We start from the raw sequence: 24,090 nt of genomic DNA on the forward strand, positions 1-24,090 counted from the left end.
GCGTGTCGCCCGGTGCCATACCGCTCATCCAGAGGGGCAGAGGGACACGGCCCGTTGAAGCCCCGGCAACCCTCCAGTCGGTTCTCGCGATCGCGCATCAGCGCTCGTCAGCGAGGTCCCCGGCTAGGGAAGGTGCCAATTCCGTCTCATGGCGAAGTGCGCCATGGGGAAGATGAGGAGAAAGGGCCTCGCCATCATGGCTGCACAGACTGTCGCCACCTCTGTTGATCTCGGACCTGCCACCGGCCTTTCCTGTCGTGAGTGCGGTACCCGCTTCGAGCTCGGCCCCATCTTCGCGTGCGCCGAGTGCTTCGGACCGCTGGAAGTCGCCTACGACCTCCCGACCGGCGACCCCGAAGCCCTGCGCGCGGCGATCGAGGCCGGCCCCAACAACATCTGGCGCTACGCGCCGCTGCTGCCCGTCCCCGCGGACGTGGCCGCCAAGCCCAGCCTGAACCCCGGCTTCACCAAGCTCGTGGACGCGGCCAACCTGGCCAAGGAGCTGGGCATCACCGGCAAGCTCTACGTCAAGGACGACTCCGGCAACCCGACGCACTCCTTCAAGGACCGTGTCGTGGCCATCGCCGTCGAGGCCGCCCGCGCCTTCGGCTTCACCACCCTGTCCTGCTCCTCGACCGGCAACCTGGCCGGCGCCGTCGGCGCCGCGGCCGCCCGCGCCGGCTTCCGCTCCTGCGTGTTCATCCCGCACGACCTGGAGCAGGGCAAGGTCGTCATGGCCGGTGTGTACGGCGGCGACCTGGTCGGCATCGAGGGCAACTACGACGACGTCAACCGTTTCTGCTCCGAGCTCATCGGCGACCCGCTGGGCGAGGGCTGGGGCTTCGTCAACGTCAACCTCCGCCCGTACTACGGCGAGGGCTCCAAGACCCTGGCGTACGAGATCTGCGAGCAGCTCGGCTGGCAGCTGCCCGACCAGATCGTCATCCCGATCGCGTCCGGCTCGCAGCTGACGAAGATCGACAAGGGTCTGCAGGAGCTCATCAAGCTCGGCCTCGTCGAGGACAAGCCGTACAAGATCTTCGGTGCCCAGGCCGAGGGCTGCTCCCCGGTGTCGACCGCCTTCAAGGCCGGTCACGACGTGGTCCGCCCGCAGAAGCCGAACACCATCGCCAAGTCCCTCGCGATCGGCAACCCGGCGGACGGCCCGTACGTCCTGGACATCGCCCGCCGCACCGGTGGTTTCGTCGAGGACGTGACCGACGAGCAGGTCGTCGAGGCCATCAAGATCCTCGCGCAGACCGAGGGCATCTTCGCCGAGACCGCGGGCGGTGTGACCGTCGGCGTCACGAAGAAGCTCATCGACAACGGGCAGCTCGACCCGACGCTGACCACCGTCGTCCTCAACACCGGTGACGGCCTCAAGACCCTGGAGGCGGTGGCCGCGGACAGCGGGCAGACCGCCACCATCCGCCCGAGCCTGGACGCGTTCCGCGCCGCCGGCCTGGCCTGACCACCCTCCACGTACTCCCGGAAAGGCAGTAGCGCCATGAGCGTCAACGTCCGCATCCCCACCATCCTGCGCACCTACACCGGCGGCGCCGCCGAGGTCCCGGCCGAGGGCGCGACCCTCTCCGAGGTCATCGAGTCCCTGGAGAAGAACCACCCGGGCATCGCCGCGCGCGTCCTGGACGACCAGGGCAAGCTGCGCCGCTTCGTGAACGTCTACGTGAACGACGACGACGTGCGTTTCGAGGGCGGGCTGCAGGCGGTGACGCCGGACGGCGCCGGCGTCTCGATCATCCCGGCCGTGGCCGGCGGCTGCTGATTCCCCGGATCGCCTCCCGGGTCACCTCCAGGTGACACGCGCAAACCGAAATTGCCCCCTCCGCTAAAAGCGGAGGGGGCAATTCTGCTTGATTGGGCACGGTAGGGTTGGGGAAGTCCCCTCCGCTGTTCTTGCCCGCCGCATATGAACGGGCCGCGTGAGGGTCGACATCGGGCCAATGTGCAAGTGCGGTATGGGGCTTTGGCGAGATATGTCGGGCCCGAGTTGCCCTGGAGTATGGCAAATTTTCACTCTATTTCAATGTTTCTCGGTGTCCAGAATTCTCATCGGATTGACCTGTTGCAGACAGCATCCGCGCAGATACATTCAGCCTCGGTCGACGCGTTCCGACGCAAGTTCTGACCCGGGATCGCGAAGTGCGTTCCTGCGCAAGGGCCAGTAATAGGGGAGTTAGGCATGGCTCAGGGCACCGTCAAGTGGTTCAACGCGGAGAAGGGCTACGGCTTCATCGCGGTCGACGGTGGTGCGGATGTGTTCGTCCACTACAGCGCCATCCAGATGGACGGGTACCGCACCCTTGAAGAGGGTCAGCGGGTCGAGTTCGAGATCTCGCAGGGCCAGAAGGGTCCGCAGGCGGACATGGTCAAACTCGCACTCGGCTAGTCCTGGCGCGATCGACCGCCGACACACAGCTTTCGTTGAAGACCTGCAGGACCGCACGAGGGGCCCACATCCTGGACACGGGATGGGGGCCCCTCGTGCGTGTGCCCGGTAGTAGCGGGGCGTTCCCCCGAGCCGCTTGCACTCGGAGGGGTCGAGTGCTAATCATTGGCGTTAGCACTCTCCCGGTGAGAGTGCTACTGAACGAGGACCGGGTCGGTGAGGCCCGCAGGGTCCGGTGGGAAGGAACCGCCGGGCACGCAGGCCGTCCGTCGCGGGCGCGGGCGCGGTCCTGGGAGCAATCCACCGCTGTCCGGGAGGACCACTTCAGATGGCCAAGATCATTGCGTTCGACGAGGAGGCCCGCCGCGGCCTCGAGCGTGGGATGAACCAGCTCGCCGACGCCGTCAAGGTCACCCTTGGCCCCAAGGGTCGCAACGTCGTCCTTGAGAAGAAGTGGGGCGCCCCCACGATCACCAACGATGGTGTCTCCATCGCCAAGGAGATCGAGCTCGAGGACCCGTACGAGAAGATCGGCGCCGAGCTGGTCAAGGAAGTCGCCAAGAAGACGGACGACGTCGCCGGCGACGGTACGACCACCGCCACCGTGCTGGCCCAGGCGCTGGTCCGCGAGGGCCTGCGCAACGTGGCCGCCGGTGCCAACCCGATGGCCCTCAAGCGTGGTATCGAGAAGGCCGTCGAGGCCGTCTCCGCCGCCCTGCTCGCCCAGGCCAAGGATGTCGAGACCAAGGAGCAGATCGCTTCGACGGCCTCCATCTCCGCCGCCGACACCCAGATCGGCGAGCTCATCGCCGAGGCCATGGACAAGGTCGGCAAGGAAGGCGTCATCACCGTCGAGGAGTCCCAGACCTTCGGTCTGGAGCTGGAGCTCACCGAGGGCATGCGCTTCGACAAGGGCTACATCTCGGCGTACTTCGCCACCGACATGGAGCGCATGGAGTCGTCCCTCGACGACCCGTACATCCTGATCGTCAACTCCAAGATCGGCTCGGTCAAGGACCTGCTGCCGCTCCTGGAGAAGGTCATGCAGTCCGGCAAGCCGCTGCTGATCATCGCCGAGGACGTCGAGGGCGAGGCCCTGTCGACCCTGGTCGTCAACAAGATCCGTGGCACCTTCAAGTCCGTCGCCGTCAAGGCCCCGGGCTTCGGTGACCGCCGCAAGGCCATGCTCGGTGACATCGCCATCCTCACGGGCGGCACGGTCATCTCCGAGGAGGTCGGCCTCAAGCTGGAGAACGCCGGTCTCGACCTGCTCGGCCGCGCCCGCAAGGTCGTCATCACCAAGGACGAGACCACCATCGTCGACGGTGCCGGTGACAGCGACCAGGTCGCCGGTCGCGTGAACCAGATCCGCGCCGAGATCGAGAACTCCGACTCGGACTACGACCGCGAGAAGCTCCAGGAGCGCCTCGCGAAGCTGGCCGGCGGCGTGGCCGTCATCAAGGCCGGCGCCGCGACCGAGGTCGAGCTCAAGGAGCGCAAGCACCGCATCGAGGACGCCGTTCGCAACGCGAAGGCGGCCGTCGAGGAGGGCATCGTCGCCGGTGGTGGCGTGGCCCTGCTGCAGGCCTCCGCGGTCTTCGAGAAGCTGGAGCTCGAGGGTGACGAGGCGACCGGCGCCAACGCCGTGAAGCTCGCGCTGGAGGCCCCGCTCAAGCAGATCGCCGTCAACGGTGGTCTCGAGGGTGGCGTCGTCGTCGAGAAGGTGCGCAACCTGCCGATCGGTCACGGCCTGAACGCCGCGACCGGCGAGTACGTCGACATGATCGCCGAGGGCATCATCGACCCGGCGAAGGTCACGCGCTCCGCCCTGCAGAACGCCGCGTCGATCGCCGCGCTGTTCCTCACCACCGAGGCCGTCATCGCCGACAAGCCCGAGAAGGCCGGTGCCCCCGCGGGCGGCGGCATGCCGGGTGGTGACATGGACTTCTGATCGACCCCGGCTCCGGCCACTGGTTGATCGGCTGTTCTCGAACGAGGGCGGCACCCCCACGGGGGTGCCGCCCTCGGGCGTTTCGGATGTCGTCAGAAGCCCGAGCTGTCGATGTCGAAGCCGAAGGGGTCCGGGACGTGCAGGGGTTCGCCGAAGGACACCGTCGTACGGGAGCGGTACCCGTGCGGGGAGGGGTCCCAGAAGCAGGTGATCTCCGAGTCCTGCATGTCGACGACCATGTGGACAGGTACGAGTCGGCCGTACACGTCCAGCTTTTCGGTCCAGTCGGCGTCCCTGGTGGAGACGGACGTGAACTCCCCGACGAGCGACAGGGCCGCCCCGTCCGCGTGCCGGCCCTCGCCGTCGAAGGCCGATTCGTCGGCCACGAAGAGGTCGGGCCCGTACGCCCGCTCCGCTGCCGAGAAGCGGAAGAGGAAGGGCGCGATTTCCGCGATGTGTCCTTCGGGGGCGTGGGCCTGGAGCTGTTCACGCAGCGCACGCATACGACGCAATTAGCGCAGCGTGGAAAACGGCGACACGACGATCTTCCCCCGGATGAGCTCGGCCTTGAAGCCGTCCGGCGTGTCCATCTCCTCAACTGTGCGCAGGAGCGTCTCGAACGTCGGCGGTGCCGCCTGCTCCATAGGTGTGGCCCGTTCGATCATGATCGTCATCGTGGTCCTCCGTGGCGTGCTGCGCACAGGCTGTGATGCTCTCCAGGCTAGTGGCGGGAGGGCGGGCCCGCCCGGTTGTCGAGACGCATCACCACCGTACGAGGGGCTTTGGTTGACTGGTCGCATGAGCGATCTCTTCGTCAAGATCTGCGGACTCAAGACCGCGCACGACGTCGACGTGGCCGTGGCCGCCGGGGCGGACGCCGTCGGATTCGTCTTCGCGCCCGGGAGCCCGCGTACCGTGGACGCCGCCACCGCGCGGGAGCTCGCCGCACGGGTCCCCGCCGGGGTGCTCACCGTCGGCGTCTTCCGGAGGCAGCCGGTGGCGGAGGTGCGGCGGTTCGCCGAGGAGAGCGGTGTGCGGGGCGTGCAGCTGCACGGCGAGGAGGGGCCCGGGGACTTCGCGGCGCTGCGCGCCGAGGGCCGGACCCTGCTGCGGGCCACCGCCGAGCACGTGAAGCGCTGCGGTGAGTACGGCGAGGACCTGCTGCTGCTGGACGCGCCCGACCCGGGCTCCGGCAAGCCGTGGAACTGGGGGTCGGCGGACTTCACCGCGCCCGAGGGGCGGTGGCTGCTGGCCGGCGGGCTCGATCCGGGCAATGTGCGCGAGGCGCTCGCGGCCACCGGCGCGTGGGGTGTGGACGTGTCCAGCGGGGTGGAGCGGGAGCGCGGTGTGAAGGACCCCGTGCTGATCCGCGCCTTCATCGAGGCGGCCCGCGCCTAGTTTTCTGTAGCGACCATTACGGAAATCGTGCTACGTTCATTCTGTAGTGATCGTTAAGGAAATGAGGGGGATCCACCATGGGCAAGAACGCGCTGGTCACGGGCGGCAGTAGGGGCATCGGCCGGGCCGTCGCCGAGCGGCTCGCCGCCGACGGGATCACGGTCGTGCTCACGTACGCCAGCGACGGGGCGGCCGCCCGGGAGACCGTCGAGCGGATCACGAAGGACGGCGGCCGGGCCCACGCGCTCCGGGCGGAGCTCGGCGCGCCCGGCGCCGCCGCCGCGCTCTGGGCGGCGTACGACGCGCTGGGGCTGGACGGGGTCGACATCATCGTCAACAACGCGGGCATCGGACTGCCCGTGCCGCTCGGCGAGGTCGCCGAGGAGGACTTCGACCGGGTCTTCGCGGTCAACGTCCGGGCGCCGTTCTTCGTCGTCCAGGAGGCCCTCGGGCGGCTGCGCGACGGGGGCCGGATCATCAACGTCTCCAGCGGCGCCGCCCGCATCGCGATGCCCGAGATCCTCGCCTACGCGGCCACCAAGGGCGCGCTCGACAACCTCACGCTGAACCTCGCCAAGGCCCTGGGCGCGCGGGGCATCACCGTGAACTCGGTCGCGCCCGGCATCGTCGACACCGACGTCAACGCCGGCTGGCTGCGCGGCAACGCCGAGGCCGAGGCGCACGCCGCCTCCCTCGCCGCGCTCGGCCGGGTCGGCCGCCCCGAGGACATCGCCGACGTCGTCGGATTCCTCGCCTCCGACGCCGCCCGCTGGGTGACGGGCCGCGTGGTCGACGCGACCGGCGGCGCCGGTCTCTGACCCCCGGGACGGGCGGCTACGCTGCCGTCGGGGGGATCATGGACATGGAACGACCGCTGCGCGAGCGCCTCTTGGGTCACGCCGGGTTCGCCGCTGCCGCCGCCTTCGCCGCGGTGGCGGCCCTGTACCTGGTGCTCCTCGTGAAGATGGCGGCCGTCGACGTCCCGGGCCGGGTGTGCACCCCCGCGAGCTGCCCGCGCGGCCTCGGCGCGCTCGTGCTCTCCCTGCTCCTGTGCGCCACCGCCGCATGGCTGCTGCGGTGCGGACGGCGCAGGCGCGGCCACGGCCGCGCCCCGGTGCCCGCCCGGGTGCTCGCCGTCCTCGTGGCGCTGGCGGCGCTGTGGCCCGGCTGGCTGGGCTTCGAGTGGATGCGCGGCCCGCAGATGGACCTGTCCGGGTGGCAGCAGCCGGTGCATCCGGCGGCGGCTGCGGTCGGTGTCTGGGAGACCCGGCCCGGAATGCTCGTACGGGCCCGCACGGACGGCCTCGTCGCCTTCAACGGGGAGGGCCGCAGGGGCTGGCGGCTGCCCGCCCCGGAGCGTACGCCGCTCTGCGCGCTCAGCAGGACCGCCCCGTCGGGCGTCGGCCTCCTCCTGTACGGGGAGAGCCCGGGCGCTTGCGGATCACAGGTCGTCGCCGTGGACCTGGCGGAGGGCCGGCGCCTGTGGACCCGGGACACCGGCCGGGCGCTGGTGGCCGTGGCGGGCCCGGCCGCCGTCGTGGCGGACCGGGACACGGTGACCGGTCTGGACCTGCGCGGCGGCCGGGAGCTCTGGCGGGTACCGGTCCCGGCCGACTGCACGGTGAAGGCCGTCGACGGGACGGCGGATCGCGCAATGTACGTGGAGGAGTGCGGGGACTCGGCCCGGATCACGGCCGTCGACGTGCGTACGGGAACGCGCGCCTGGCAGACCCCGCTGCCCACGGCGAGCCGGCTGCGCGAGGTGCGGGTGCTGTCCGCCGCCCCGCCCGCGGTACGGGTCACGGAGACGGCCGGGACCGGCACGGACGCGGTGCTGCTGTTCGACGACGCGGGCGGCGCCCGGGGCTCCGTACCCGCTTCGGGTCCGGCGGGGGACCTGCTGAGCGAGCCGTCCCCGATCGTGACCGGCGGCCTGCTGGTCACCCCGGTGAAGCAGGGGAGGCGCAACGGGGTGTCCGCGTACTCCCTCGCCGACGGCCGGCGCGCCTGGCACGCGGACGCCGGCGACGAGGAGGTCCGCGGACTCGCCCCGACCGGTCCGGGCAGGGTCGGCGTGGTGACCTCCGACCGCTGGTGGACCTACCTCTCCCACCGCGGCCTGGCCGACGGGAAGCGCCGCGCCGAGCCCACGGTCCTGCGCGACCTGCCGCTGGGCGGGCCGTTCGCGTTCTTCCCGGGCCCGCCCGGCTCGTACGTCTTCGTCAACCTGGACCGGAGCGGCACCCTGCCGCCGATCTTCGACATCGACCCCGTCTTCGGCTGGTGACCGGGCTTCAGCAGCCCCCGGCGCCCCCCGCGCCCGCGGAACTCCCGGAGCCTCCGGAACCGCCCGCCCGGCCGTCCTCCTCGATGGACTCGACGTCCGGCATGTCCTCCAGGGCCGCGACCTGTTCGGGGCTCAGCCGGGCGGCGAAGCCGTGCAGGGCGGAGCGGTAGACGTGCACCGGGGTGACGCCGACCCGGTCCGCCACCTCGGCCGGGTCGCTGTCCTCCTGCACGGTGACGATGTAGGTGGCGTGGTCGGCGGCGGGAGCCGTGTGCGGTACGGGTTCCCGCACGGCGGCGGTGGCCGCGGACACGGGCAGGGCGGCGACGGCGGCCAGTACGGCGACGGCCACGGGCAGGGCTCGGCTCAGACGGATGCGCATGGGGGGAGGGCATCACGCGCGACGGGGCCGGTCAACGACGCCCTCGGGTGTGGCGGGGTCACGGGCGGCGCACCGGCCGTGCGCCCCCTGGTCCGGCGGCGGACCGTACGGGTGATCCTGTGGGGCGGCCCGACGGCCGTGCGGGCCGGGGCGCGAGCGGTACGGCACATCGGGACAACCCTTTCTGCACGGTGCGCATGACGGGGCGTGTCGACGCGGCACTGGACGGGCAACCAGGTGATCCGGTGGTTCAAGCCGCGGAGAGGTGGCAGCGATGGAGCTGAGGGCCGCCCCCGCAGGAGCACCTGGTGCCGTGAGGGCGGCTCCCCCATGCCTCCTTCCACCCCCGTCAGGGAGTTCCTTCCATGCGCCTGCTCGCACGCCTGGCCGCCGCCGCGCTCCTCACCGTCCCTCCGGTCGCGGCCGGTACCGCCTCCGCCGCGGCCCCGGAGCCGACCCCGGCGCCTTTGACGACCGCTGCCAACCCGGTGCCCGGCCAGTACATCGTGACGCTGGAGAAGGGGGTGGACGCGGCCGAGGCCGCGCAGAAGCTGGGCCTGAAGCCCTCGTTCGTCTACACCTCGGCGATCAACGGCTTCGCGGTGCCGATGACCCCGCTCCAGCTGACGATCGTCCGCAACGCCCTGGGGGTGAAGTCGGTCGAGGAGGACGCGAAGGTGCAGTCGGTGCCGAGGCCGGCCACCGTGGAGGGAATGCGGTCCCCGTCGAACTCGTGGGGGCAGGACCGCATCGACCAGAAGGAGCTGCCCCTCGACAAGAACTTCACCGTTGAGGGCAACGGCGCCGGGGTGACCGCGTACGTCCTCGACACCGGCATCGACTACCAGCACACCGAGTTCGGCGGGCCCGACGCCACACGTGCCACCTTCGGCTTCGACGCCATCAACGACGGCCGGAACGGACAGGACTGCCAGGGTCACGGCACGCATGTCGCCGGCACGCTCGCGGGCAAGACGTACGGGATCGCACGCAAGGCGAACCTGGTCAGCGTCCGCGTCCTCGGCTGCGACGGCCAGGGCACCTGGTCGGGGATCATCGCGGGCCTGGACTGGGTGGCCAAGAACGCCAAGCAGCCGGCCGTGCTGAACGGTTCCCTGGGCGGGGAGCGGTCGGACACGGTCAACGCCGCCGCGGACGCGGTCACCGACGCCGGTGTGCTGCCGGTGATCGCGGCGGGCAACTCCGCGAAGGACGCGTGCTTCGTTTCGCCGGCGTCCGCCTCGCGCGTGGTGACGGTCGCGGCGAGCAACGAGTGGGACGAGGAGACCGACTTCTCGAACTGGGGCTCGTGCGTCACCCTCTACGCGCCGGGCCAGGCCATCGTCTCCGCCAAGCTCGGCGGCGGCAGCGTGGCTCTCAACGGCACGTCGATGGCCGCCCCGCACGCCGCCGGTGTCGCCGTCCTGTACAAGCAGGCGCACCCGGGCGCAGCCCCCGAGGAGGTCGCGGCGTTCCTCGAGGAGGAGTCCACCAAGGACGTGTTGACCAGCGTCAGCAAGTCCTCCCCGAACAAGCTGCTGTACACCGCCGGTCTCTGACCCGCCCGCCGGTCGCCCGTACGGGTGAATTTCCCGGACCTTTCACGGGATACGACATACGGGTGATCACCCGTACAAATGCCCGGGGAAGACCCTTTCTGCAGCGTGCGCAAAGGGCCTTCCCGGGCGGTATCCGCGGCTGGGCCAGGCGGGGGCGGATGGCTCAAGTCCTCCGTGCGACATACCCGATGTACGGGAGGGCCGCACCCCGGGGCGTTCGCCGGTTGACGGGCGCGGCTCCCCTTCACGCCGATCCACACGCACTTCAGGGAGTTCTCTCGATGCGTCTGCTCGCCGCACGCCTGACCACGGCCGCTGTCCTCACGCTGACCTCAGTGGCGGCCGGTTCGGCCTCCGCCGACACCCCGGAGCCCACCCCGGCGCCGCTGCTCACCGCTACGAACCCCATCCCCGAGAACTACATCGTCACCCTCGACAAGTCCGCGTCCCCGGCGAAGGTCGCGGCGTCCCTCGGGGTGAAGGCGAAGTTCACGTACCGCTCGGCGCTGAACGGCTTCGCCGCGAACCTCAGCGACAAGCAGCTGAAGATCGCACGGCACACGGCGGGCGTGCAGTCCGTGGCACAGGACGCGCTGGTCTCCGCCCCGCCGGTCCCGTCGAGCGGGGTCGCGACCAAGGCGCCCTCGAACTCCTGGGGCCTGGACCGGATCGACCAGAGGGAGCTGCCGCTCGACAACGAGTTCAGCCCCAACACCAACGGCCAGGGCGCGACGGCGTACATCCTCGACAGCGGCATCGACTTCGCGCACCCCGAGTTCGGGGGCCGCGCGCGCCGCGGCTTCGACGCGATCGGCGACGGCCGCAACGGCGCGGACTGCAACGGCCACGGCACGCACGTCGCGGGCACGGTCGGCGGCGAGACCTTCGGTGTGGCGCACAAGGTGAGCCTGGTCAGCGTCCGGGTCCTCGGGTGCGACGGCCGGGGCCCCTGGTCGGGGATCATCGCGGGCCTGGACTGGGTGGCCAACAACGCCCGGCAGCCGGCCGTCCTGAACGCCTCGCTGGGCGGCAACCGCTTCGAGCCGGTCAACAACGCCACGAACGCCCTGTTCAACGCCGGCGTGCTGCCGATCGTCGCGGCGGGCAACGACAACATCGACGCCCGAGCGGTCTCGCCCGCCTCCACCCCGAACGCGGTGACGGTCGGCGCGACCAACCGCTTCGACCAGGAGACCGACTTCTCCAACTGGGGCGAGATCCTCGACCTCTACGCCCCCGGCCAGGACATCATCTCCGCGCGGGCGAACGCCCGGAACAGTGTGTCGATGAGCGGCACGTCCATGGCCGCGCCGCACGTCACCGGAGTGGCGGCCCTCTACAAGGCCGCGCACCCCACCGCCACCCCGAACGAGGTGGCGAACTGGCTGAAGAACGAGGCCACGGAGGACGTCATCCAGAACCTCAGCGACAACGGCCCCGACAAGTTGCTGTTCACCAACGGTCTCTGAGCGACCCGACGAACCGGGCCCAGGCCTGCGCGTGGAACACCACGTGCGGGCCTTCGGGCTGCTTGGAGTCCCTCACGGGGACGAGGCCGGGGTGGCCGTCGCTGACTTCCAGGCAGTCGCCGCCAGTGCCGTCGCTGTAGCTGGATTTGTGCCAGGTGTCCTTACGAGTGCTGGTCATGTTCGTAATCCTCCGCCGCGGACTCGATCATGGCCAGCGAATCGGTGGGTGACAGCGCACTGGCCGTGAGGAGATCGTAGGTCAGCGAGTGACGGGTAACCGTGGCTGGATCGTCCAACAGGACGCCTATGGCGTTGCCTTGGACGTAAGCAAGTGGAGGGGCGCTCTCGAAGGTCATCAGCTTCAAGGTGCCTCCCATGGACGAATGGGCTCCTGCGCCGAACGGCAGTACCTGCACGAAGATCCGGCGGGCGCGGATCAGGGCCGCGATGTGCCGAAGGGCCTCCCCCATCACCGCCCTACTGCCGACGACCCTCCGAAGGACGGCTTCGTCCAGCACACACCAAAACAAGGGTGTTGTTGGGTCGGACAGCAGCTTGGCGCGGTCCAGCCGGTTCGCGACCAGCTCGGCGATGACCTCTTCCGTGGCCGTTGGCTGGTAGGCGATGAACACTGCCCGGGCGTACGACTCCGGCTGCAGCATCCCTGGTAGGGCCAGGGGCGCGTACTCGCGGATCGTCTTTGCTTCGGCTTCTGCCTCGGCAGCCTCAGCGAAGTGGTTCGGGTACTTGGACTTGGCCAGGGCCCCGCAGTTGCGGACGAAGAAGCCGTTCGTGTCGAGGATGTCGTCTATCTGGCGGGCGAACTCGAGGTGCATGCGGCGCGTGCCCGCTTCGAGCTGGCCGATGAACGAGCCGCTGACGAAGAGCGGTTCGCCGAGTTCGGCCTGGCTCATGCTGGCGCGCTCGCGGGCCACGCGGAGCTCGGCTCCGAGCAGGGCGCGGGGTGAGGAGGAAGGATCGAGGTTCTTACCTGCCATGGCGACTCCCGGGCCAACAGGTGGGGTTGTTCTCGGCGCTTCCTTGAAAGGCTAGCCAGCCCGTCGCCACTCTGTGTGCTGAACGTGAACACGCAGAGTGGAAAGGTGACATGTGATGGTGATGACCTCGCAGGAGCGCATCCTCGCGGCCGAGGAGGCGGTGCGCCAGCTCAAGGAGGCGCTCACCGGCGTGGGTGTGGTCTTCCCCTCGCTGGACGTGGAGCGGGTCTCGGCCGCCGGTTCGTACGGGCTGCCCCTGGTCGACCTGGGCCGCTGCAACCTGGACACCGCGCTCCGGCTGGCCGCCGTCCTGCACGAGCGGGCGGCGGGCGCGTGAGCGAGGCAGTGGATGCCGCGAACTTCGCCTTCGAGCTCGGCTGGAAGCTGCGCGGCCTGGAGACGGCGCTGGCCGGCGGCGCGTGGAGGCGTGGAGGCATGGGGCTGTCCGTGCGCGTGCACGGCGAAGAGGGCGGCACGCCCTGGACGGCCGTCGGGGACGACGGGGAGCGGCGGGAGGCGCGGACGGCCGCCACGGCGGACGAGGCGACCGCGCTGGTACAGGAAGCCTTCGGGCTGACCGCATGGCGCCCCAAGCCGCCTCCGCCGCCGGGGTGGCAGCGGTTCACTCTGATCCACTGCCCGGTGGGGGAGCCGCCGAGCTACGAACGTATCGAGGCGCGGCCGCCGCAGGGGTGCGTGGTCGAGTACGTCGGCGGATACTTCGGGCTGCGCTGCGAGCGGCCGGGGGCGCGGCTGCTGGATGCCGTCGCCGAGACCTGCCGGGAGGTCCGGGCGGAGCACGGGCTGCTCATGTCGGACCTCGGCATCGAGAAGCTGTGGGAGTGGTCGCAGGACGGTACGGACGGGTGGGGTGCGGAGATCGTGGGCCAACTGCTGCTGATGGCCGCCGAGCGCGGGCCGAGGCTCGGTTACGGCGTCGATGACCTGGTGCGGTTCCTGCGTACTGCCGCGGGCTGATCCGTGTTCAGCTGGTGATGCGTTCGCCGTCGTACTCGCCGTCCACGCAGTTCCACACGCCGACGGCGGAGTCGTACTCCACAGTTCCCCCGCCGACCTCGCACGTCGGTCCGGGGACAGTCGGTACGGCGCCCTGTGCAGCGGGGACCGCGGCGCCCAGGGCGGCCAGTACGAGGGTGGCGGTGACCGCGAGAATTCGGGTACGCATGGGACTCCTCCGGGGGCGACATCAACACGTCAACACCAGCCTCCCTCTGCGGCGGCTCGGGTGCACTCCGGCGGGGGCGCACAAGGGGGCGCACGAGAGGCGCCGCTCACCGTCGAGCGGCAGGCTGGTGTTATGGCGAACACGCCCGAGGTAACCGTGGGGGCGCCTGAAGACCTCGGCTTGCGGTCGGTTTCGGTGGGCGGCAAGCGTGTCGGCAAGGCCGGGTCCCTCAAGGAACTCCGAAGAATCCTGGATCGTGCCGGTGTGCCACCGGGGCACGAGATCCACTGGCTCGGCGGAGACAGCACCGTCTGGCCGGACGAGGTCTGGACGTACCTGCGGCGAACCACTTGTTTCGTCATGGTTGCCGGCCTCCTTGCGACGGCATGGCCGCTCTTCCGGATCGGAATGTCGGACAGCGGCGATGCCCTCACGTACGCCGGGCGGATCGCGGGACTCACCATCCTCGCTGTGGCCTTGGTGGAGGCGTTGGCCGTCCTGGCCGCCATCGACTACTGGACCAAACGTCGGTGGCGCTACTCGGGAGTCGTCGTCCTGATCGGAGTCGTGATCTCCCTCTTCTGCAGCGCCGCCCTGCTCCTCCTGCAGATCGGCGAGCGGTTCACCGGTTACACCGTGGTCGGGATCGTCCTCGGTGTCTGGTCCGCGGTGGCCCTGATCGGGCTTTTCAAATGCGGGGCGTGGAAGGGGCTCCACGTCCCCAGGAAAATCGCGATCGGGGTGATAATCTCCACCCTTCTCGCCGCCGCCAACCTTGCATATTCGCAGATCTATGTTCCCTATGTGACGTTGCCGCTCATCCAGAGCGGGGCCGAGTTCAAGGAATCGAACATGGTGAAGGGGGCGCCGCAGGTGTACGTGACGGTCCATCTGTTCGTGAAGAACGCAGGCCAGGTGCCCGTTTACGTCCTCGGCAGCATCTACTGGGTCCATGGCGTGCCTGCGAACAACAAGGACGACAAAAAGACTGCCGCAGCCGACTTGCTCTACGACGGCGAGTTCGTGACGCCGGTCGGCCGCGTACTGAATCCGGGGGAAGAGATCGCCCAGGATGCGGTCATCGAGATAAAGCGCCCCGAACATGAATATGAGGCGGTCAGGGCACGGACCGAGGTGTACGTGATCAGGAAAGACAGAATGAAGATGACCGCGGACTACGAGCGCTCTTTGCTGCAGGGAAAGAGGCTCAAGGCGGACTGCCAGCCGGGGGATCCTGCCAATGCGGAGTCCAGATACCGGACCGGGATCTCGAACAGCAGTGAAATCCTGAACGTGACCCGCGGCCGACAGCGCATCACCGTGTGGAGGGTGGGCGGCAAGGAGCCGCACGTCATCGTGGATGTGTCGCCACCGGGTGAACGGATCCCCTTCGACTCCCGAAACCCCATCGCGAACGAAGAGGCCGTCGAACGGTACGGCCTCACGCAGATCCGTGGCTCCATTGCGCAGACGCCCTACCGGGAGCTCCTGGAGAAGGCCAGCGCCACCGAAAGGGGCGCGACCCCGCCCTCGGCCCCGACCCCGACTCCTACCCCGCTCCAGTCTCCGGCCCGGTGACCCCCTCTCACAGCGGGGCGTCGGTGCGCAGGCGGGCGTGGAGGTGTTCGTCGTGCCAGCCGTCCGCGTGGAGGAGGGCGCCGCGCATGGTGCCTTCCAGGGGATAGCCCGCCTTCGTGGCGATGGCGCACGAGGCCGGGTTGGCCACCGAGTGGGTGATCCGCACCCGGTGCAGGCCGAGGTCCTCGAACGCCCAGCGGCCGACCCGGTCGGTGGCCGCCACCATGACCCCGCGTCCGCGTCCGGCGGGCAGCAGCCAGTACAGGATCTCGCCGCTGCCGCCCGCGAGATCGATGTCGCCGATGCCGATGAGTCCGAGGGCCGGGCCACCGGCGGCGGGGGCGACGGCCCAGATCGCGGCCTCCTCGTCCTGCCAGCGGGCGTGCCAGCGGGCGATCCGCTCCTTCGCCCCTTCCGGGGTGAGCGGTTCGGGGCGGTTCCAGTGCAGGATGTCCGGGTCGAGGCAGGACTCGACGAGTGCGGGGACGTCGTGGTCCGTCGACCAGGGGCGCAGCAGCAGGCCGCCCGGCAGGGCGAACTCGGGCTGCGGCAGGGCGCGCATCCGGCCGGCCGGGACCACGGGAGGTATCGAGTTGATCATCCCTGCATCATGACGGGCGGGGCGGGGCGGGGTGGGACGGCGGGGGAGGGCCTACGCCGGGACGCGTTCCTTCGGGGGTGCTCCGGCGGCGGTCGTGGTGTCCGGGTCCGGGTCGGTGTTGAGGTCGGTCAGCATCCGGCGGGTGAAGCCGAAGAAGTAGGTGGCGGCGAAGCCCACCAGGTACCCGACCAGCAGGCCGCCCGCGTAGATCGCGAGGGTGGCGCCGGCGCTCGACCGGCCGTCCAGCAGCGGGAACAGGGCCCAGCCCGAGGGGCCGATGGCGGTGGAGCCGAAGGCGACGCCCAGTTGGTGGAAGAGGCCGACGAAGGCGCCGCCCGCCGCGCCGCCGATGCAGGCGGTGACGAAGGGGCGGCCGAGCGGCAGGGAGACGCCGTAGATCAGGGGTTCGCCCACGCCGAGGAAGCCGGCCGGGAGCGCCGACTTGATGGTGGCGCGGAGCGAGCCGTTGCGCGGGAGCCGGCAGTAGACGGCGATGGCCGCGCCGACCTGGCCCGCGCCCGCCATGGCGAGGATGGGCAGCAGGACGGTGTAGCCGTCCTGCTCGATCAGGGTGGTGTGGATGGGGATCAGGGCCTGGTGCAGGCCGAGCATCACGAGGGGGAGGAAGAGGCCGCCGAGGACCAGGCCCGCGAAGGCGCCGCCGCCGGAGAGGAGCCGGTCGGCGAAGGAGCCGATGGCGGCGGAGGCCCCACCGGCGAGGAACATCAGGCCGAAGATGGTGACGAGGCCCGAGACCAGCACCGTGAGGGTGGGGGTGACGAGGACGTCCAGGGCCTCGGGGACCCACCTGCGGCACCACTTCTCCACGTACACGGCGAGGAGGGCCGCGGCGAGCGCGCCGAGGACGCCGCCCTGGCCGGGCTTGAGTTCCAGCCCGAAGGCGTCGATCTTCGCGACGCCCGGGAAGACGATGATCGCGGCGACCGCGCCGCCCAGGATCGGCGTGCCGCCGAACTCCTTGGCCGTGTTGTGGCCGACGAAGACCGCGATCAGGGACATGAAGCCGGACGCGATCGCGGCGAGGGCGGGTACGACGGCGGGCACCTGGCCCAGATTCGTCAGGAGGCCGTTCAGCCCGGCGATGATGCCGCAGCCGATCAGTGCCGGGATCAGCGGGACGAAGATGTTCGCGATCCGGCGCAGGAACAGTTTGAAGGGGGTGGCGTTGCGGGCCTTCTGAGCCTCCTTCAGCGCCGCGCCCCGGTCGGCGAGGTCGTCCGCGGTGATGGTCGGCGCCCCGGCCGGCGCCGCCGAGCGGCCCTCCTCGACCAGGGCCTCGAACTCGGGGGTCACGCGGGAGACCGTGCCCGGTCCCAGCACGATCTGGTAGGTGGTGTCGTCCTCGACGACGCCGAGGACCGCCGGGAGGGCCCGCAGGGCCTCGTCCTGGACGAGGGAGCGGTCGCGCAGCGAGATGCGCAGGCGGGTCATGCAGTGCGCGATCGAGGTGATGTTGTCCGGGCCGCCGACCAGCGGAAGGATCGCGGCGGCTGTGGCGCGGTTCTTGTCAGTGGACATGTGTGGATCGCCTTGGCTCGGGGGGCGGGGCGGGGTCGGTACCGGGGCGCAGGTCAGCGGGCGGGGGCGAGGGCGAGTGCGAGGGCGGCGCGCAGGTGGCCGCGGGAGGCGGCGAGGAGCTCGGCGGCCGTGGGTCCGTCGACCCCGCCGAGGACGACGAGGACGGCATTCTTGACCTCGCCGTCCGTGGCGGTCAGCGCGGCCTCGATCTCCTCGTCGGGGGCGCCGGTGGCCAGCGCCACGATGCGGCGGGCGCGGGCGCGCAGCTTCTCGTTCGAGGAGCGCATGTCGACCATGAGGTTCCCGTACGTCTTCCCGAGCCGGATCATCGTGATGGTCGAGATGAGGTTGAGGACGAGCTTCTGCGCGGTGCCGGCCTTCAGACGGGTGGATCCGGTGAGGAGTTCGGGTCCGACGACGACCTCGATGCCGTGGTCGGCGGCCGCGGCGAGGGCGGATGCGGCGTTGCAGGAGAGGCCGACGGTGAGCGCGCCGCGGGTCCGGGCGAACTCGACGGCGCCGATGGCGTAGGGGGTGCGGCCGGAGGCGGAGATGCCGACGACCGTGTCGTCCGGCCCGAGGTCCAGTGCGGTGAGGTCCTCGGCGGCGAGCTCCCCGGAGTCCTCGGCGCCTTCGACGGCTTTGACCATGGCCGTCGGGCCGCCCGCGATCAGGCCGACGACCTCGGCCGGGTCGGTGTTGAAGGTGGGCGGGCACTCGCTGGCGTCCAGGACGCCCATCCGGCCGGCGGTGCCGGCGCCCGCGTAGACGAGCCGGCCGCCCCGGGCCATCCGCTCGGCGATCGCGTCGACGGCGGCGGCGATCTGCGGCAGCTGCCCGGCGACGGCGGCCGGGACGGTGGCGTCCTCGGCGTTCATGGTGCGGGCGATGTCGAGGGTGGACAGCCGGTCGATCTCGGCGAGTTCCGGTCGGAAGGCCTCGGTGGTGAGGGTGTCCAGCTGGGCGCGGAGTTCTTCGTACGCGGTCATGTGGCTCCCTGGTGTGCGGGCTGAGCTTCAAGATCGGGGCTCCGCCCCCGGACCCCGCGTCTCAAACGCCGGCGGGGCTGGATGTGGTGGGGCTGGATTTGGCGGTGTGGCGGTGGGCGAGCGCCTCGTAGGAGGCGGCGAGGGCGGGCGCGGCGCTCTCGTACGTCTGCTGCGCGACGCCGACGAAGAGGCAGTCGACGACGAGCAGCTGGCTGGTCCGGCTGGACATGGCGGCCGGGCGCAGCCGGGTCTCGCGGGCGGCGGAGGTGGCGAGGACGAGGTCGGCGCAGTGGGTGACGGGGCTGTTGGGGCGGCCGGTGAGGGCGAGGGTGGTGGCGCCGCGCTCGAAGGCGACGCGCAGCGGCTCGATCACATCGCCCGTGGTGCCGGAGTGGGTGATGGCGACGGCCACGTCTCCGGGGCGGAGCTGGACGGCGCCGGTGACGGCCAGGTGGGGGTCGCTGTGGGCGTGGGCGAGGAGGCCGATGCGCAGCAGCTTCTGTGCGAGGTCCTGGCCGACGAGGGCGGAGGCGCCGACGCCGTAGATGTCGATGCGGCGGGCGGTCGCGAGGGCGGTGACGGCGCCGGCGAGCTGGGTGAGGTCGAGCGCGGCGGCGGTGTCGGTGAGGGTCTGCGCCTCCTCGTGGGCCAGCTTGGCGACGACGTCCGCGAGGGGGTCGTCGACGGCTATGTCGACGGTGACGGCGGGGGCGGCGCCGGATTCCTGCTGGGCGGCGAGGGCGGCGAGGGCGAGGCGCAGGTCGCGGTAGCCGGGGTAGCCGAGGAGGCGGGCGGTGCGGACGACGGTCGCCTCGCTGGTGCCGGTGTGCTCGGCGAGGGCGGAGACGGTGAGCCGGGCGCAGCCGGCGGGGTCGGCGGCGACGGCTTCGGCGACGGCCTGCACGGAGCGGGGAAGGGACGGGCCGAGGCTGCGGATCCGGGCCCGGAGGGCGTGGGGCGGGGGAGGCGGGGTGCGGTCGTCGCGGGGGCCGTGGGCGGGGCCGTGGGCGTGACCGTCGGTGGGGAGGGGCGTACGGCTGGAAGTTTCCTTCGGCTGCTGGCTCACTCCTGAAACTTATTTTCGACCCGGGTCCCGGTCAATACGCCATTGGGCCTCGAAAAGAGGGCCTTCGTCAGTGGGCCCTCCCGGGTCCACAATGGGCGCATGGACCACGCGACCCCCCTGGAGCAGGCGCTGCACGTCGCCCGTGCACTTGTTCTTGCCGATCTCGCTGCCGGCGAGGTCGCCGATGCCGATGTCGTCTCCCTCGTCGAGGACTCGGTCACGCACCGCCGGTGGTGGGTGGAGCAGTGGCCGGAAGGGGTCGACTACCTTGCCGGACTCGTCGCCCAGGACGTGCAGGACGCGCTGCTGGAGAAGTACGGTCGCTGGCCGCTGTGCCCGGTCTGCAACCACGGCGACCCGCACGCGCTGGACGTGGAGCCGGAGCTGGGACCCGACCCGCACTGGGTGTGTTCGGAGGCGGGCGTGAAAGTGGCCGCGGTCGGCGGCCTGGGCCCGGTCTTGGGCCTCCGGTGAGCCGCCGGTGACCGTCTACATCGACCCGCCGACCTGGCCGGGCCACGGCCGCATGTGGTCGCACCTGGTCAGCGACGTCTCGTACGAGGAGCTGCACGCCTTCGCGGCCGGCATCGGCTGCCCGCCGCGGGCCTTCGAGCGGGACCACTACGACGTGCCCTCCTACCGGTACGCGGACGCGGTCGGCGCCGGGGCGGTGGAGATCGGCAGCAAGGAACTCGTCCGCCGCCTCACGGCGGCCGGCCTGCGCCGCCCGAAGGGCCGGCCGGCGGCCTAGGGTCTCTGTCCGGCAGCCGTCGCCCTCGCGTCGCTCCTGATGTGGGCGTGACACCTTGACGACAACTCCGAGGAGCCCGGTCTAGGAACCCGGTTTCGGAGTCGGGGGTGCGGACGGCTCCGGGACGGTGTGGGGCTGGGCCGCAGGCGGGAGCTCCCAGACGTGGTCCGGTGTCACGATCTTGGTGACCGTGTTGGCGATGAGGGAGCTCAGGTTGCTGAACTTCCCGTCGACGTCGGAGTTCACCACGACCACCATGGTGGCGTGGGCCTGCGGGAGCCGGACGGCGACGGTCTCGTAGCCGGGCAGCTCGCCGTTGTGGCCGATCCAGCCGTCGAGCTCGGCGATGCCGAGCCCGTAGCGCACGTCGGGGTGTCCGGTGGGCAGCATGCGCAGCCGCTGAGCCTGGGTGCCCGGCTCCAGCAGGCGGTCGCCGTCGGGCAGCTTCCCGGTGACCAGGGTCGGGACCCAGGAGTGCAGGTCGTCCATGGTGGAGATCATTGCGCCGGCCGCCCAGGCCCAGGACGGGTTCCAGGTGGAGGCGTCGACGGTCGCGCCGTTCGGGGTGAAGTTCGTGTAGCCGTGCACGTACGGGGACGCGATTTCCGCGCCGGTCGGCAGCGAGGTCGCGTCCAGGTCTGCCGGTTCGAGGACGTGCTGCTGCAGGTAGGCGTGCAGGGGCTGCCCGCCTACCTTCTCGACGAGCAGGCCGAGCAGGACGGTGTTGGTGTTGGAGTACTCCCAGCGCGTGCCCGGCGGGAAGTCGGCAGGGTGCCGGAAAGCGGCGTCCAGCAGCTCCTGCGGGGTCCAGGCGCGGTGTGGGTCGGCCTTGTAGGTGGCCAGCAGGCGCGGGTCCTCGGTGTAGTTGTAGAGGCCGCTGCGCATGTCGGCGAGCTGCCGGACGGTGATCCTGTCGCCGCCGGGCACGCCGTCGAGGTACGTCGAGACCGGCGCGTCGAGCCGTACCTTCCCGTCGTCGACGAGCTGGAGGACGGCGGTGATGGTGAAGGTCTTGGTGACGCTGCCGATGCGGGTGTGCATGTCGGGCTTGATGGGGGCGCCGGTGGCCTTGTCGGCGGTGCCGAAGGTGCGCACGTAGGGGTCTTCGCCGTCGATCCACAGGCCGACGCCCACCCCGGGGATGGCGGCCTCGCGCATGGCCGCGGTGATCGCGTCGTCGAGCTGCTCGGCGGTCGCCGGGTCGATGTCGACCCGGCCCGGCAGGGCGGCCGCTGGGGCCTGGCCCGCGCACAGCGCGGTCAGCAGCAGGGAGGCGGCTGCCAGGACGGCGGGCGTGCGGTACCGGCCCATGGAGGATCTCCTCTGACGCACGTCCCCGAGCGGTCACCGGCTCCCCGAGCGGACCTTCTCATCGTAGGAAGGCGGGTCCGGGGCGGCGACCGGGACCGGGCTCGGTCCCGTCCTCCGGCAGACCGTACGGGCCGAAGCCGCCCCGCCGCACCACCTGACCTGCGGACATCACTCCCGCACCGGAGCCCGCCCGGTGGGACTCCGGAGGCGGGGACGATCCCGGGATTCAAGACACGAGAGGAAAGCCCCACACCGAACCCCACCCCTCCCGCCCATGGAGCACGCTCACTCGCTTGAGTGAAAAATGCCAACTTGACTGGTTTCTGGGAGGGTTGCCTGATCTACGCTCAGCGCGAGACACCACATCACCGCTGACATACGTCGGCCCCCGCCGGGACTGCAATCCCAGTGCGGGGGCCTGACCACCGAGGAAGCAGGACCTTCCTGATGGATACCCAGAACACTAGCGTGCGCCCGCACGCCCAGTCCCGGAACGACGGGGAAAACCACCCCTCCCGGCGAATCCGTGCGCACACCCGATCCGGCGGGGTCATCCACGACAACGCCCGCCACACCACCCGCTTCACGGTGATCGGAAACCACCTCGCCAAGCACCCCGAGCTGTCGCTGCTGGCCATCGGCCTGGCCGTGCACATTCAGTCCCTTCCCGGCGGCGCGCTCATCGACATCCGGACCCTGGCCGCCCGTTTCCCCGAGGGGAAGACCCGGATCGCCGGCGCCCTGCGCGAGCTGGAGGCCCACGGCTATCTGCGCCGCACCTGCGAACGCACCAGCGGCGGTCGCGTCGTCACCCGCACGGTCTCCTGCAACCAGCCGGGCCGGTCCGGCGCCACGGACGAGCCGCAACCGAAGCCCCGGCGCCCCGCCCGCCGGGAGGGCGAGCCGCCGCGCCGTGCCCTGCCCGCGGTGCCGCAGCCCGCGTACCGCGCCCCTGACCTCCTCCGGTCCGCCATCGATGTCCTCGCAGGCCTCCGCCGTGGAGATCCCCGCCTCCTGCTCTCCGTCGCCGACGTCGAGCACCTCGCCCCCGGAGTCGCGGCCTGGCTGGAGCGCGACCTGCCGCCGAGCGCCGTACACCACGCCCTGACCGCCGACCTGCCGGCGGAGCCCCTGCACCGCCCGGCCGCCCTCCTGGCCCACCGCCTCGCGGCCCAGCTCCCGCCCGTGCCCCCGTTCCGCGCCCCGGCAGCGCCTCCGGCCATCAGACACCCGCTCCAGAACTGCGACCTCTGCGACCACGCCTTCCGCGGCCCGGAACGGGGGACCTGCCGGGCGTGCGCGTCGGGGGCGGATCGACTTCCCGGGATCGCCGACGCGAGTAGCCGGGGAAAACCTTAGGCGCGGGCGGGCTCCTCGGCGTGGGTCAGGGCTGCTGCGCCCCCTCCGGCGATCACGCGGGTCGCGCGCGGCGGTGTACGGCGGTCCAGGCGCAGGGCGAGCACGGTGAGGGCGATCGCGGTGACCGTCATTGCGGCGCCCGCCCAGGCGGTGGCGGCGAAGCCCAGGTCCGCGTCGATGACGGTGCCGCCGAGCCAGGGGCCACCGGTGTTGCCGAGGTTGAAGGCGGCCGTGGTGGTGGCACCGGCCAGGGTCGGGGCGGCGCCGGCCACGTTGAACATGCGGGCGTTGAGCGCCGGGGCGGTGAAGAAGGCCGAGAAGCCGAGCAGGAAGGCGAGGGCGACGGCCGCGGCGGCGGAGGAGGCCAGCAGGGCGAGCGCGGCGAGGAAGACGGTCGAGGCGGTGATGCCCCAGATCATCACCCCGAAAAGGTGCGCGTCGGCGATCCGCCCGCCGACGGTGGTGCCGGCCAGCGCGCCGATGCCGAAGAGGCCGAGGATCCACGGGACCCACTGCGAGTCCAGCCCGGCCACGTCGGTGAGCAGCGGTGACAGGTAGCTGAAGGCGCAGAAGACGCCGCCCGCGGCCAGCGCCGTGATGGCGATGGAGAGCCACACCTGGCGGTCGCGGTAGATGCGCAGCTCGCGCCCGAGCGACGGCTTCTCGGCGGGCAGCGGGATCTTCGGGATCAGCGCCAGGATGCCGACGAGGGCGATCGCGGAGGCCGCGGCGACCGACCAGAAGGCGGAGCGCCAGCCCAGGTGCTCGCCGAGGAAGGCGCCGGCGGGGACCCCGAGGACGTTGGCGATCGACAGCCCGCCGATCATGACGGCCATCGCGCGGGCCCGCTGGTCCTTGTCGACCATGGCGATGGCGACGGCCGCGCCCACCGCCCAGAAACCGGCGCAGGTGAACGCGGAGACCACGCGGGAGGCGAAGAGGAGCTCGTACGAGGGGGCCAGCGCGCCCGCGACCTGCCCGAGGCCGAAGAGGCTGATGAGGGAGACGAGGGTGGTGCGCCGGGGGAGGCGCAGGGTGGCCACGGCCAGCAGCGGCGCTCCGACGACCATGCCGATCGCGAAGGCGGATATGAGCAGGCCCGCCTGCGGGATGGTGACGCCCATGTCCTCGGCGATGGGCGGCAGCAGGCCGGAGAGCATGAATTCGCTGGTGCCGAGCGCGAAGACGGACAGTCCCAGGATGTAGACGGCGACGGGCATGCGGGGGCGTGCGGCAGCTGCGGGCATGACTGTCAC

At 71.1% G+C, this 24,090-nt stretch carries 27 protein-coding genes and 1 riboswitch; of the genes, 15 read left to right on the forward strand and 12 right to left on the reverse strand.

Annotated elements, in window-relative coordinates; translation table 11 throughout:
• The first annotated feature begins 21 nt into the window (after nt 1-21).
• Nucleotides 22-179: riboswitch (SAM riboswitch) on the forward strand.
• A 17-nt stretch (nt 180-196) separates the two neighbouring features.
• The 4 genes from thrC to groL all read left to right on the forward strand — a co-directional run bounded on the left by thrC (nt 197) and on the right by groL (nt 4,361).
• The gene (gene thrC / locus ACWGE1_RS12855) at nt 197-1,471 is read left to right on the forward strand and encodes a threonine synthase (RefSeq protein ID WP_301369964.1); all 1,275 of its coding nucleotides are present in this window, start codon (nt 197-199) and stop codon (nt 1,469-1,471) included.
• A 36-nt stretch (nt 1,472-1,507) separates the two neighbouring features.
• Complete coding sequence (locus ACWGE1_RS12860; protein WP_453420527.1) at nt 1,508-1,786, forward strand: MoaD/ThiS family protein; 279 nt, start codon at nt 1,508-1,510, stop codon at nt 1,784-1,786.
• Between the two features lie 417 nt (nt 1,787-2,203).
• Nucleotides 2,204-2,410 carry a cold-shock protein gene (locus ACWGE1_RS12865; RefSeq protein ID WP_030009783.1) on the forward strand — a complete coding sequence of 69 codons (207 nt, stop codon included), beginning with the start codon at nt 2,204-2,206 and terminating at the stop codon, nt 2,408-2,410.
• Nucleotides 2,411-2,738: 328 nt separating this feature from the next.
• A complete protein-coding gene (gene groL / locus ACWGE1_RS12870) occupies nt 2,739-4,361 on the forward strand; it encodes a chaperonin GroEL (protein WP_033223630.1) in 1,623 nt (540 codons plus the stop codon).
• A gap of 92 nt (nt 4,362-4,453) precedes the next feature.
• Here groL and ACWGE1_RS12875 read toward each other — a convergent pair whose 3' ends face one another.
• Nucleotides 4,454-4,864, reverse strand: coding sequence for a Uma2 family endonuclease (locus ACWGE1_RS12875; RefSeq protein ID WP_453420528.1), 411 nt, complete (start codon nt 4,862-4,864; stop codon nt 4,454-4,456).
• A 9-nt stretch (nt 4,865-4,873) separates the two neighbouring features.
• Nucleotides 4,874-5,035: a hypothetical protein gene (locus tag ACWGE1_RS12880; RefSeq protein ID WP_453420529.1), complete on the reverse strand. Its 162-nt coding sequence runs from the start codon at nt 5,033-5,035 to the stop codon at nt 4,874-4,876.
• Between the two features lie 124 nt (nt 5,036-5,159).
• On the opposite strand from ACWGE1_RS12880, the gene ACWGE1_RS12885 reads away from it, so the two are divergent.
• The 3 genes from ACWGE1_RS12885 to ACWGE1_RS12895 all read left to right on the forward strand — a co-directional run bounded on the left by ACWGE1_RS12885 (nt 5,160) and on the right by ACWGE1_RS12895 (nt 8,046).
• Nucleotides 5,160-5,759 carry a phosphoribosylanthranilate isomerase gene (locus ACWGE1_RS12885; protein ID WP_453420530.1) on the forward strand — a complete coding sequence of 200 codons (600 nt, stop codon included), beginning with the start codon at nt 5,160-5,162 and terminating at the stop codon, nt 5,757-5,759.
• 77 nt (nt 5,760-5,836) lie between these two features.
• Nucleotides 5,837-6,577, forward strand: coding sequence for an SDR family oxidoreductase (locus ACWGE1_RS12890; RefSeq protein WP_453420531.1), 741 nt, complete (start codon nt 5,837-5,839; stop codon nt 6,575-6,577).
• A gap of 44 nt (nt 6,578-6,621) precedes the next feature.
• Complete coding sequence (locus ACWGE1_RS12895; RefSeq protein WP_453420532.1) at nt 6,622-8,046, forward strand: outer membrane protein assembly factor BamB family protein; 1,425 nt, start codon at nt 6,622-6,624, stop codon at nt 8,044-8,046.
• Nucleotides 8,047-8,053: 7 nt separating this feature from the next.
• On the opposite strand, the gene ACWGE1_RS12900 is transcribed toward ACWGE1_RS12895, so the two are convergent.
• Nucleotides 8,054-8,428 (reverse strand): protease inhibitor I9 family protein, encoded by a 375-nt coding sequence (locus tag ACWGE1_RS12900; protein ID WP_453420533.1) that lies wholly within the window; start codon nt 8,426-8,428, stop codon nt 8,054-8,056.
• Between the two features lie 365 nt (nt 8,429-8,793).
• On the opposite strand from ACWGE1_RS12900, the gene ACWGE1_RS12905 reads away from it, so the two are divergent.
• On the forward strand, nt 8,794-9,987 hold the full coding sequence (locus ACWGE1_RS12905; protein ID WP_453420534.1) for a S8 family serine peptidase: 1,194 nt from the start codon (nt 8,794-8,796) through the stop codon (nt 9,985-9,987).
• 281 nt (nt 9,988-10,268) lie between these two features.
• Nucleotides 10,269-11,456, forward strand: coding sequence for a S8 family peptidase (locus ACWGE1_RS12910; RefSeq protein WP_453420535.1), 1,188 nt, complete (start codon nt 10,269-10,271; stop codon nt 11,454-11,456).
• On the opposite strand, the gene ACWGE1_RS12915 is transcribed toward ACWGE1_RS12910, so the two are convergent.
• Nucleotides 11,440-11,634 carry a DUF397 domain-containing protein gene (locus ACWGE1_RS12915; RefSeq protein WP_453420536.1) on the reverse strand — a complete coding sequence of 65 codons (195 nt, stop codon included), beginning with the start codon at nt 11,632-11,634 and terminating at the stop codon, nt 11,440-11,442. The genes ACWGE1_RS12910 and ACWGE1_RS12915 overlap by 17 nt on opposite strands.
• Nucleotides 11,618-12,454: a helix-turn-helix domain-containing protein gene (locus tag ACWGE1_RS12920; protein ID WP_453420537.1), complete on the reverse strand. Its 837-nt coding sequence runs from the start codon at nt 12,452-12,454 to the stop codon at nt 11,618-11,620. The genes ACWGE1_RS12915 and ACWGE1_RS12920 overlap by 17 nt, the downstream gene beginning before the upstream one ends.
• A gap of 115 nt (nt 12,455-12,569) precedes the next feature.
• On the opposite strand from ACWGE1_RS12920, the gene ACWGE1_RS12925 reads away from it, so the two are divergent.
• Together ACWGE1_RS12925 and ACWGE1_RS12930 are read left to right on the forward strand one after the other, a co-directional pair.
• A complete protein-coding gene (locus ACWGE1_RS12925; RefSeq protein ID WP_453420538.1) occupies nt 12,570-12,791 on the forward strand; it encodes a hypothetical protein in 222 nt (73 codons plus the stop codon).
• Entirely contained in the window at nt 12,788-13,432 is a 645-nt protein-coding gene (locus tag ACWGE1_RS12930) for a hypothetical protein (RefSeq protein WP_453420539.1), read from the forward strand. The genes ACWGE1_RS12925 and ACWGE1_RS12930 overlap by 4 nt, the downstream gene beginning before the upstream one ends.
• A 7-nt stretch (nt 13,433-13,439) precedes the next feature.
• Here the strand turns inward: ACWGE1_RS12930 and ACWGE1_RS12935 are convergent, their stop codons facing one another.
• Nucleotides 13,440-13,640: a hypothetical protein gene (locus tag ACWGE1_RS12935; protein ID WP_453420540.1), complete on the reverse strand. Its 201-nt coding sequence runs from the start codon at nt 13,638-13,640 to the stop codon at nt 13,440-13,442.
• 132 nt (nt 13,641-13,772) lie between these two features.
• Here ACWGE1_RS12935 and ACWGE1_RS12940 point away from each other — a divergent pair, with 132 nt between their 5' ends.
• On the forward strand, nt 13,773-15,218 hold the full coding sequence (locus ACWGE1_RS12940) for a hypothetical protein (RefSeq protein ID WP_453420541.1): 1,446 nt from the start codon (nt 13,773-13,775) through the stop codon (nt 15,216-15,218).
• Nucleotides 15,219-15,225: 7 nt separating this feature from the next.
• Here the strand turns inward: ACWGE1_RS12940 and ACWGE1_RS12945 are convergent, their stop codons facing one another.
• The 4 genes from ACWGE1_RS12945 to ACWGE1_RS12960 all read right to left on the reverse strand — a co-directional run bounded on the left by ACWGE1_RS12945 (nt 15,226) and on the right by ACWGE1_RS12960 (nt 19,284).
• Complete coding sequence (locus tag ACWGE1_RS12945; protein WP_453420542.1) at nt 15,226-15,819, reverse strand: GNAT family N-acetyltransferase; 594 nt, start codon at nt 15,817-15,819, stop codon at nt 15,226-15,228.
• Between the two features lie 51 nt (nt 15,820-15,870).
• Entirely contained in the window at nt 15,871-17,358 is a 1,488-nt protein-coding gene (locus ACWGE1_RS12950; protein ID WP_453420543.1) for a PTS transporter subunit EIIC, read from the reverse strand.
• A gap of 53 nt (nt 17,359-17,411) precedes the next feature.
• A complete protein-coding gene (murQ, locus tag ACWGE1_RS12955; RefSeq protein WP_453420544.1) occupies nt 17,412-18,347 on the reverse strand; it encodes an N-acetylmuramic acid 6-phosphate etherase in 936 nt (311 codons plus the stop codon).
• Nucleotides 18,348-18,408: 61 nt separating this feature from the next.
• Nucleotides 18,409-19,284: a MurR/RpiR family transcriptional regulator gene (locus tag ACWGE1_RS12960; protein ID WP_453420557.1), complete on the reverse strand. Its 876-nt coding sequence runs from the start codon at nt 19,282-19,284 to the stop codon at nt 18,409-18,411.
• Nucleotides 19,285-19,512: 228 nt separating this feature from the next.
• Here ACWGE1_RS12960 and ACWGE1_RS12965 point away from each other — a divergent pair, with 228 nt between their 5' ends.
• Entirely contained in the window at nt 19,513-19,887 is a 375-nt protein-coding gene (locus ACWGE1_RS12965; RefSeq protein ID WP_453420545.1) for a hypothetical protein, read from the forward strand.
• A gap of 7 nt (nt 19,888-19,894) precedes the next feature.
• A complete protein-coding gene (locus tag ACWGE1_RS12970; protein WP_030387344.1) occupies nt 19,895-20,164 on the forward strand; it encodes a DUF4031 domain-containing protein in 270 nt (89 codons plus the stop codon).
• An 81-nt stretch (nt 20,165-20,245) separates the two neighbouring features.
• Here ACWGE1_RS12970 and ACWGE1_RS12975 read toward each other — a convergent pair whose 3' ends face one another.
• Nucleotides 20,246-21,475 (reverse strand): serine hydrolase domain-containing protein, encoded by a 1,230-nt coding sequence (locus tag ACWGE1_RS12975; RefSeq protein ID WP_453420546.1) that lies wholly within the window; start codon nt 21,473-21,475, stop codon nt 20,246-20,248.
• 447 nt (nt 21,476-21,922) lie between these two features.
• Here ACWGE1_RS12975 and ACWGE1_RS12980 point away from each other — a divergent pair, with 447 nt between their 5' ends.
• Nucleotides 21,923-22,834, forward strand: a complete 912-nt coding sequence (locus ACWGE1_RS12980; protein WP_453420547.1) for a helix-turn-helix domain-containing protein — start codon at nt 21,923-21,925, stop codon at nt 22,832-22,834.
• Here the strand turns inward: ACWGE1_RS12980 and ACWGE1_RS12985 are convergent.
• Nucleotides 22,831-24,054 carry a Cmx/CmrA family chloramphenicol efflux MFS transporter gene (locus ACWGE1_RS12985; RefSeq protein WP_453420558.1) on the reverse strand — a complete coding sequence of 408 codons (1,224 nt, stop codon included), beginning with the start codon at nt 24,052-24,054 and terminating at the stop codon, nt 22,831-22,833. The two genes, ACWGE1_RS12980 and ACWGE1_RS12985, sit on opposite strands and share 4 nt — an antisense overlap.
• Nucleotides 24,055-24,090 lie beyond the last annotated feature (36 nt).

It is taken from the genome of Streptomyces sp. NPDC054932 (assembly GCF_053610205.1).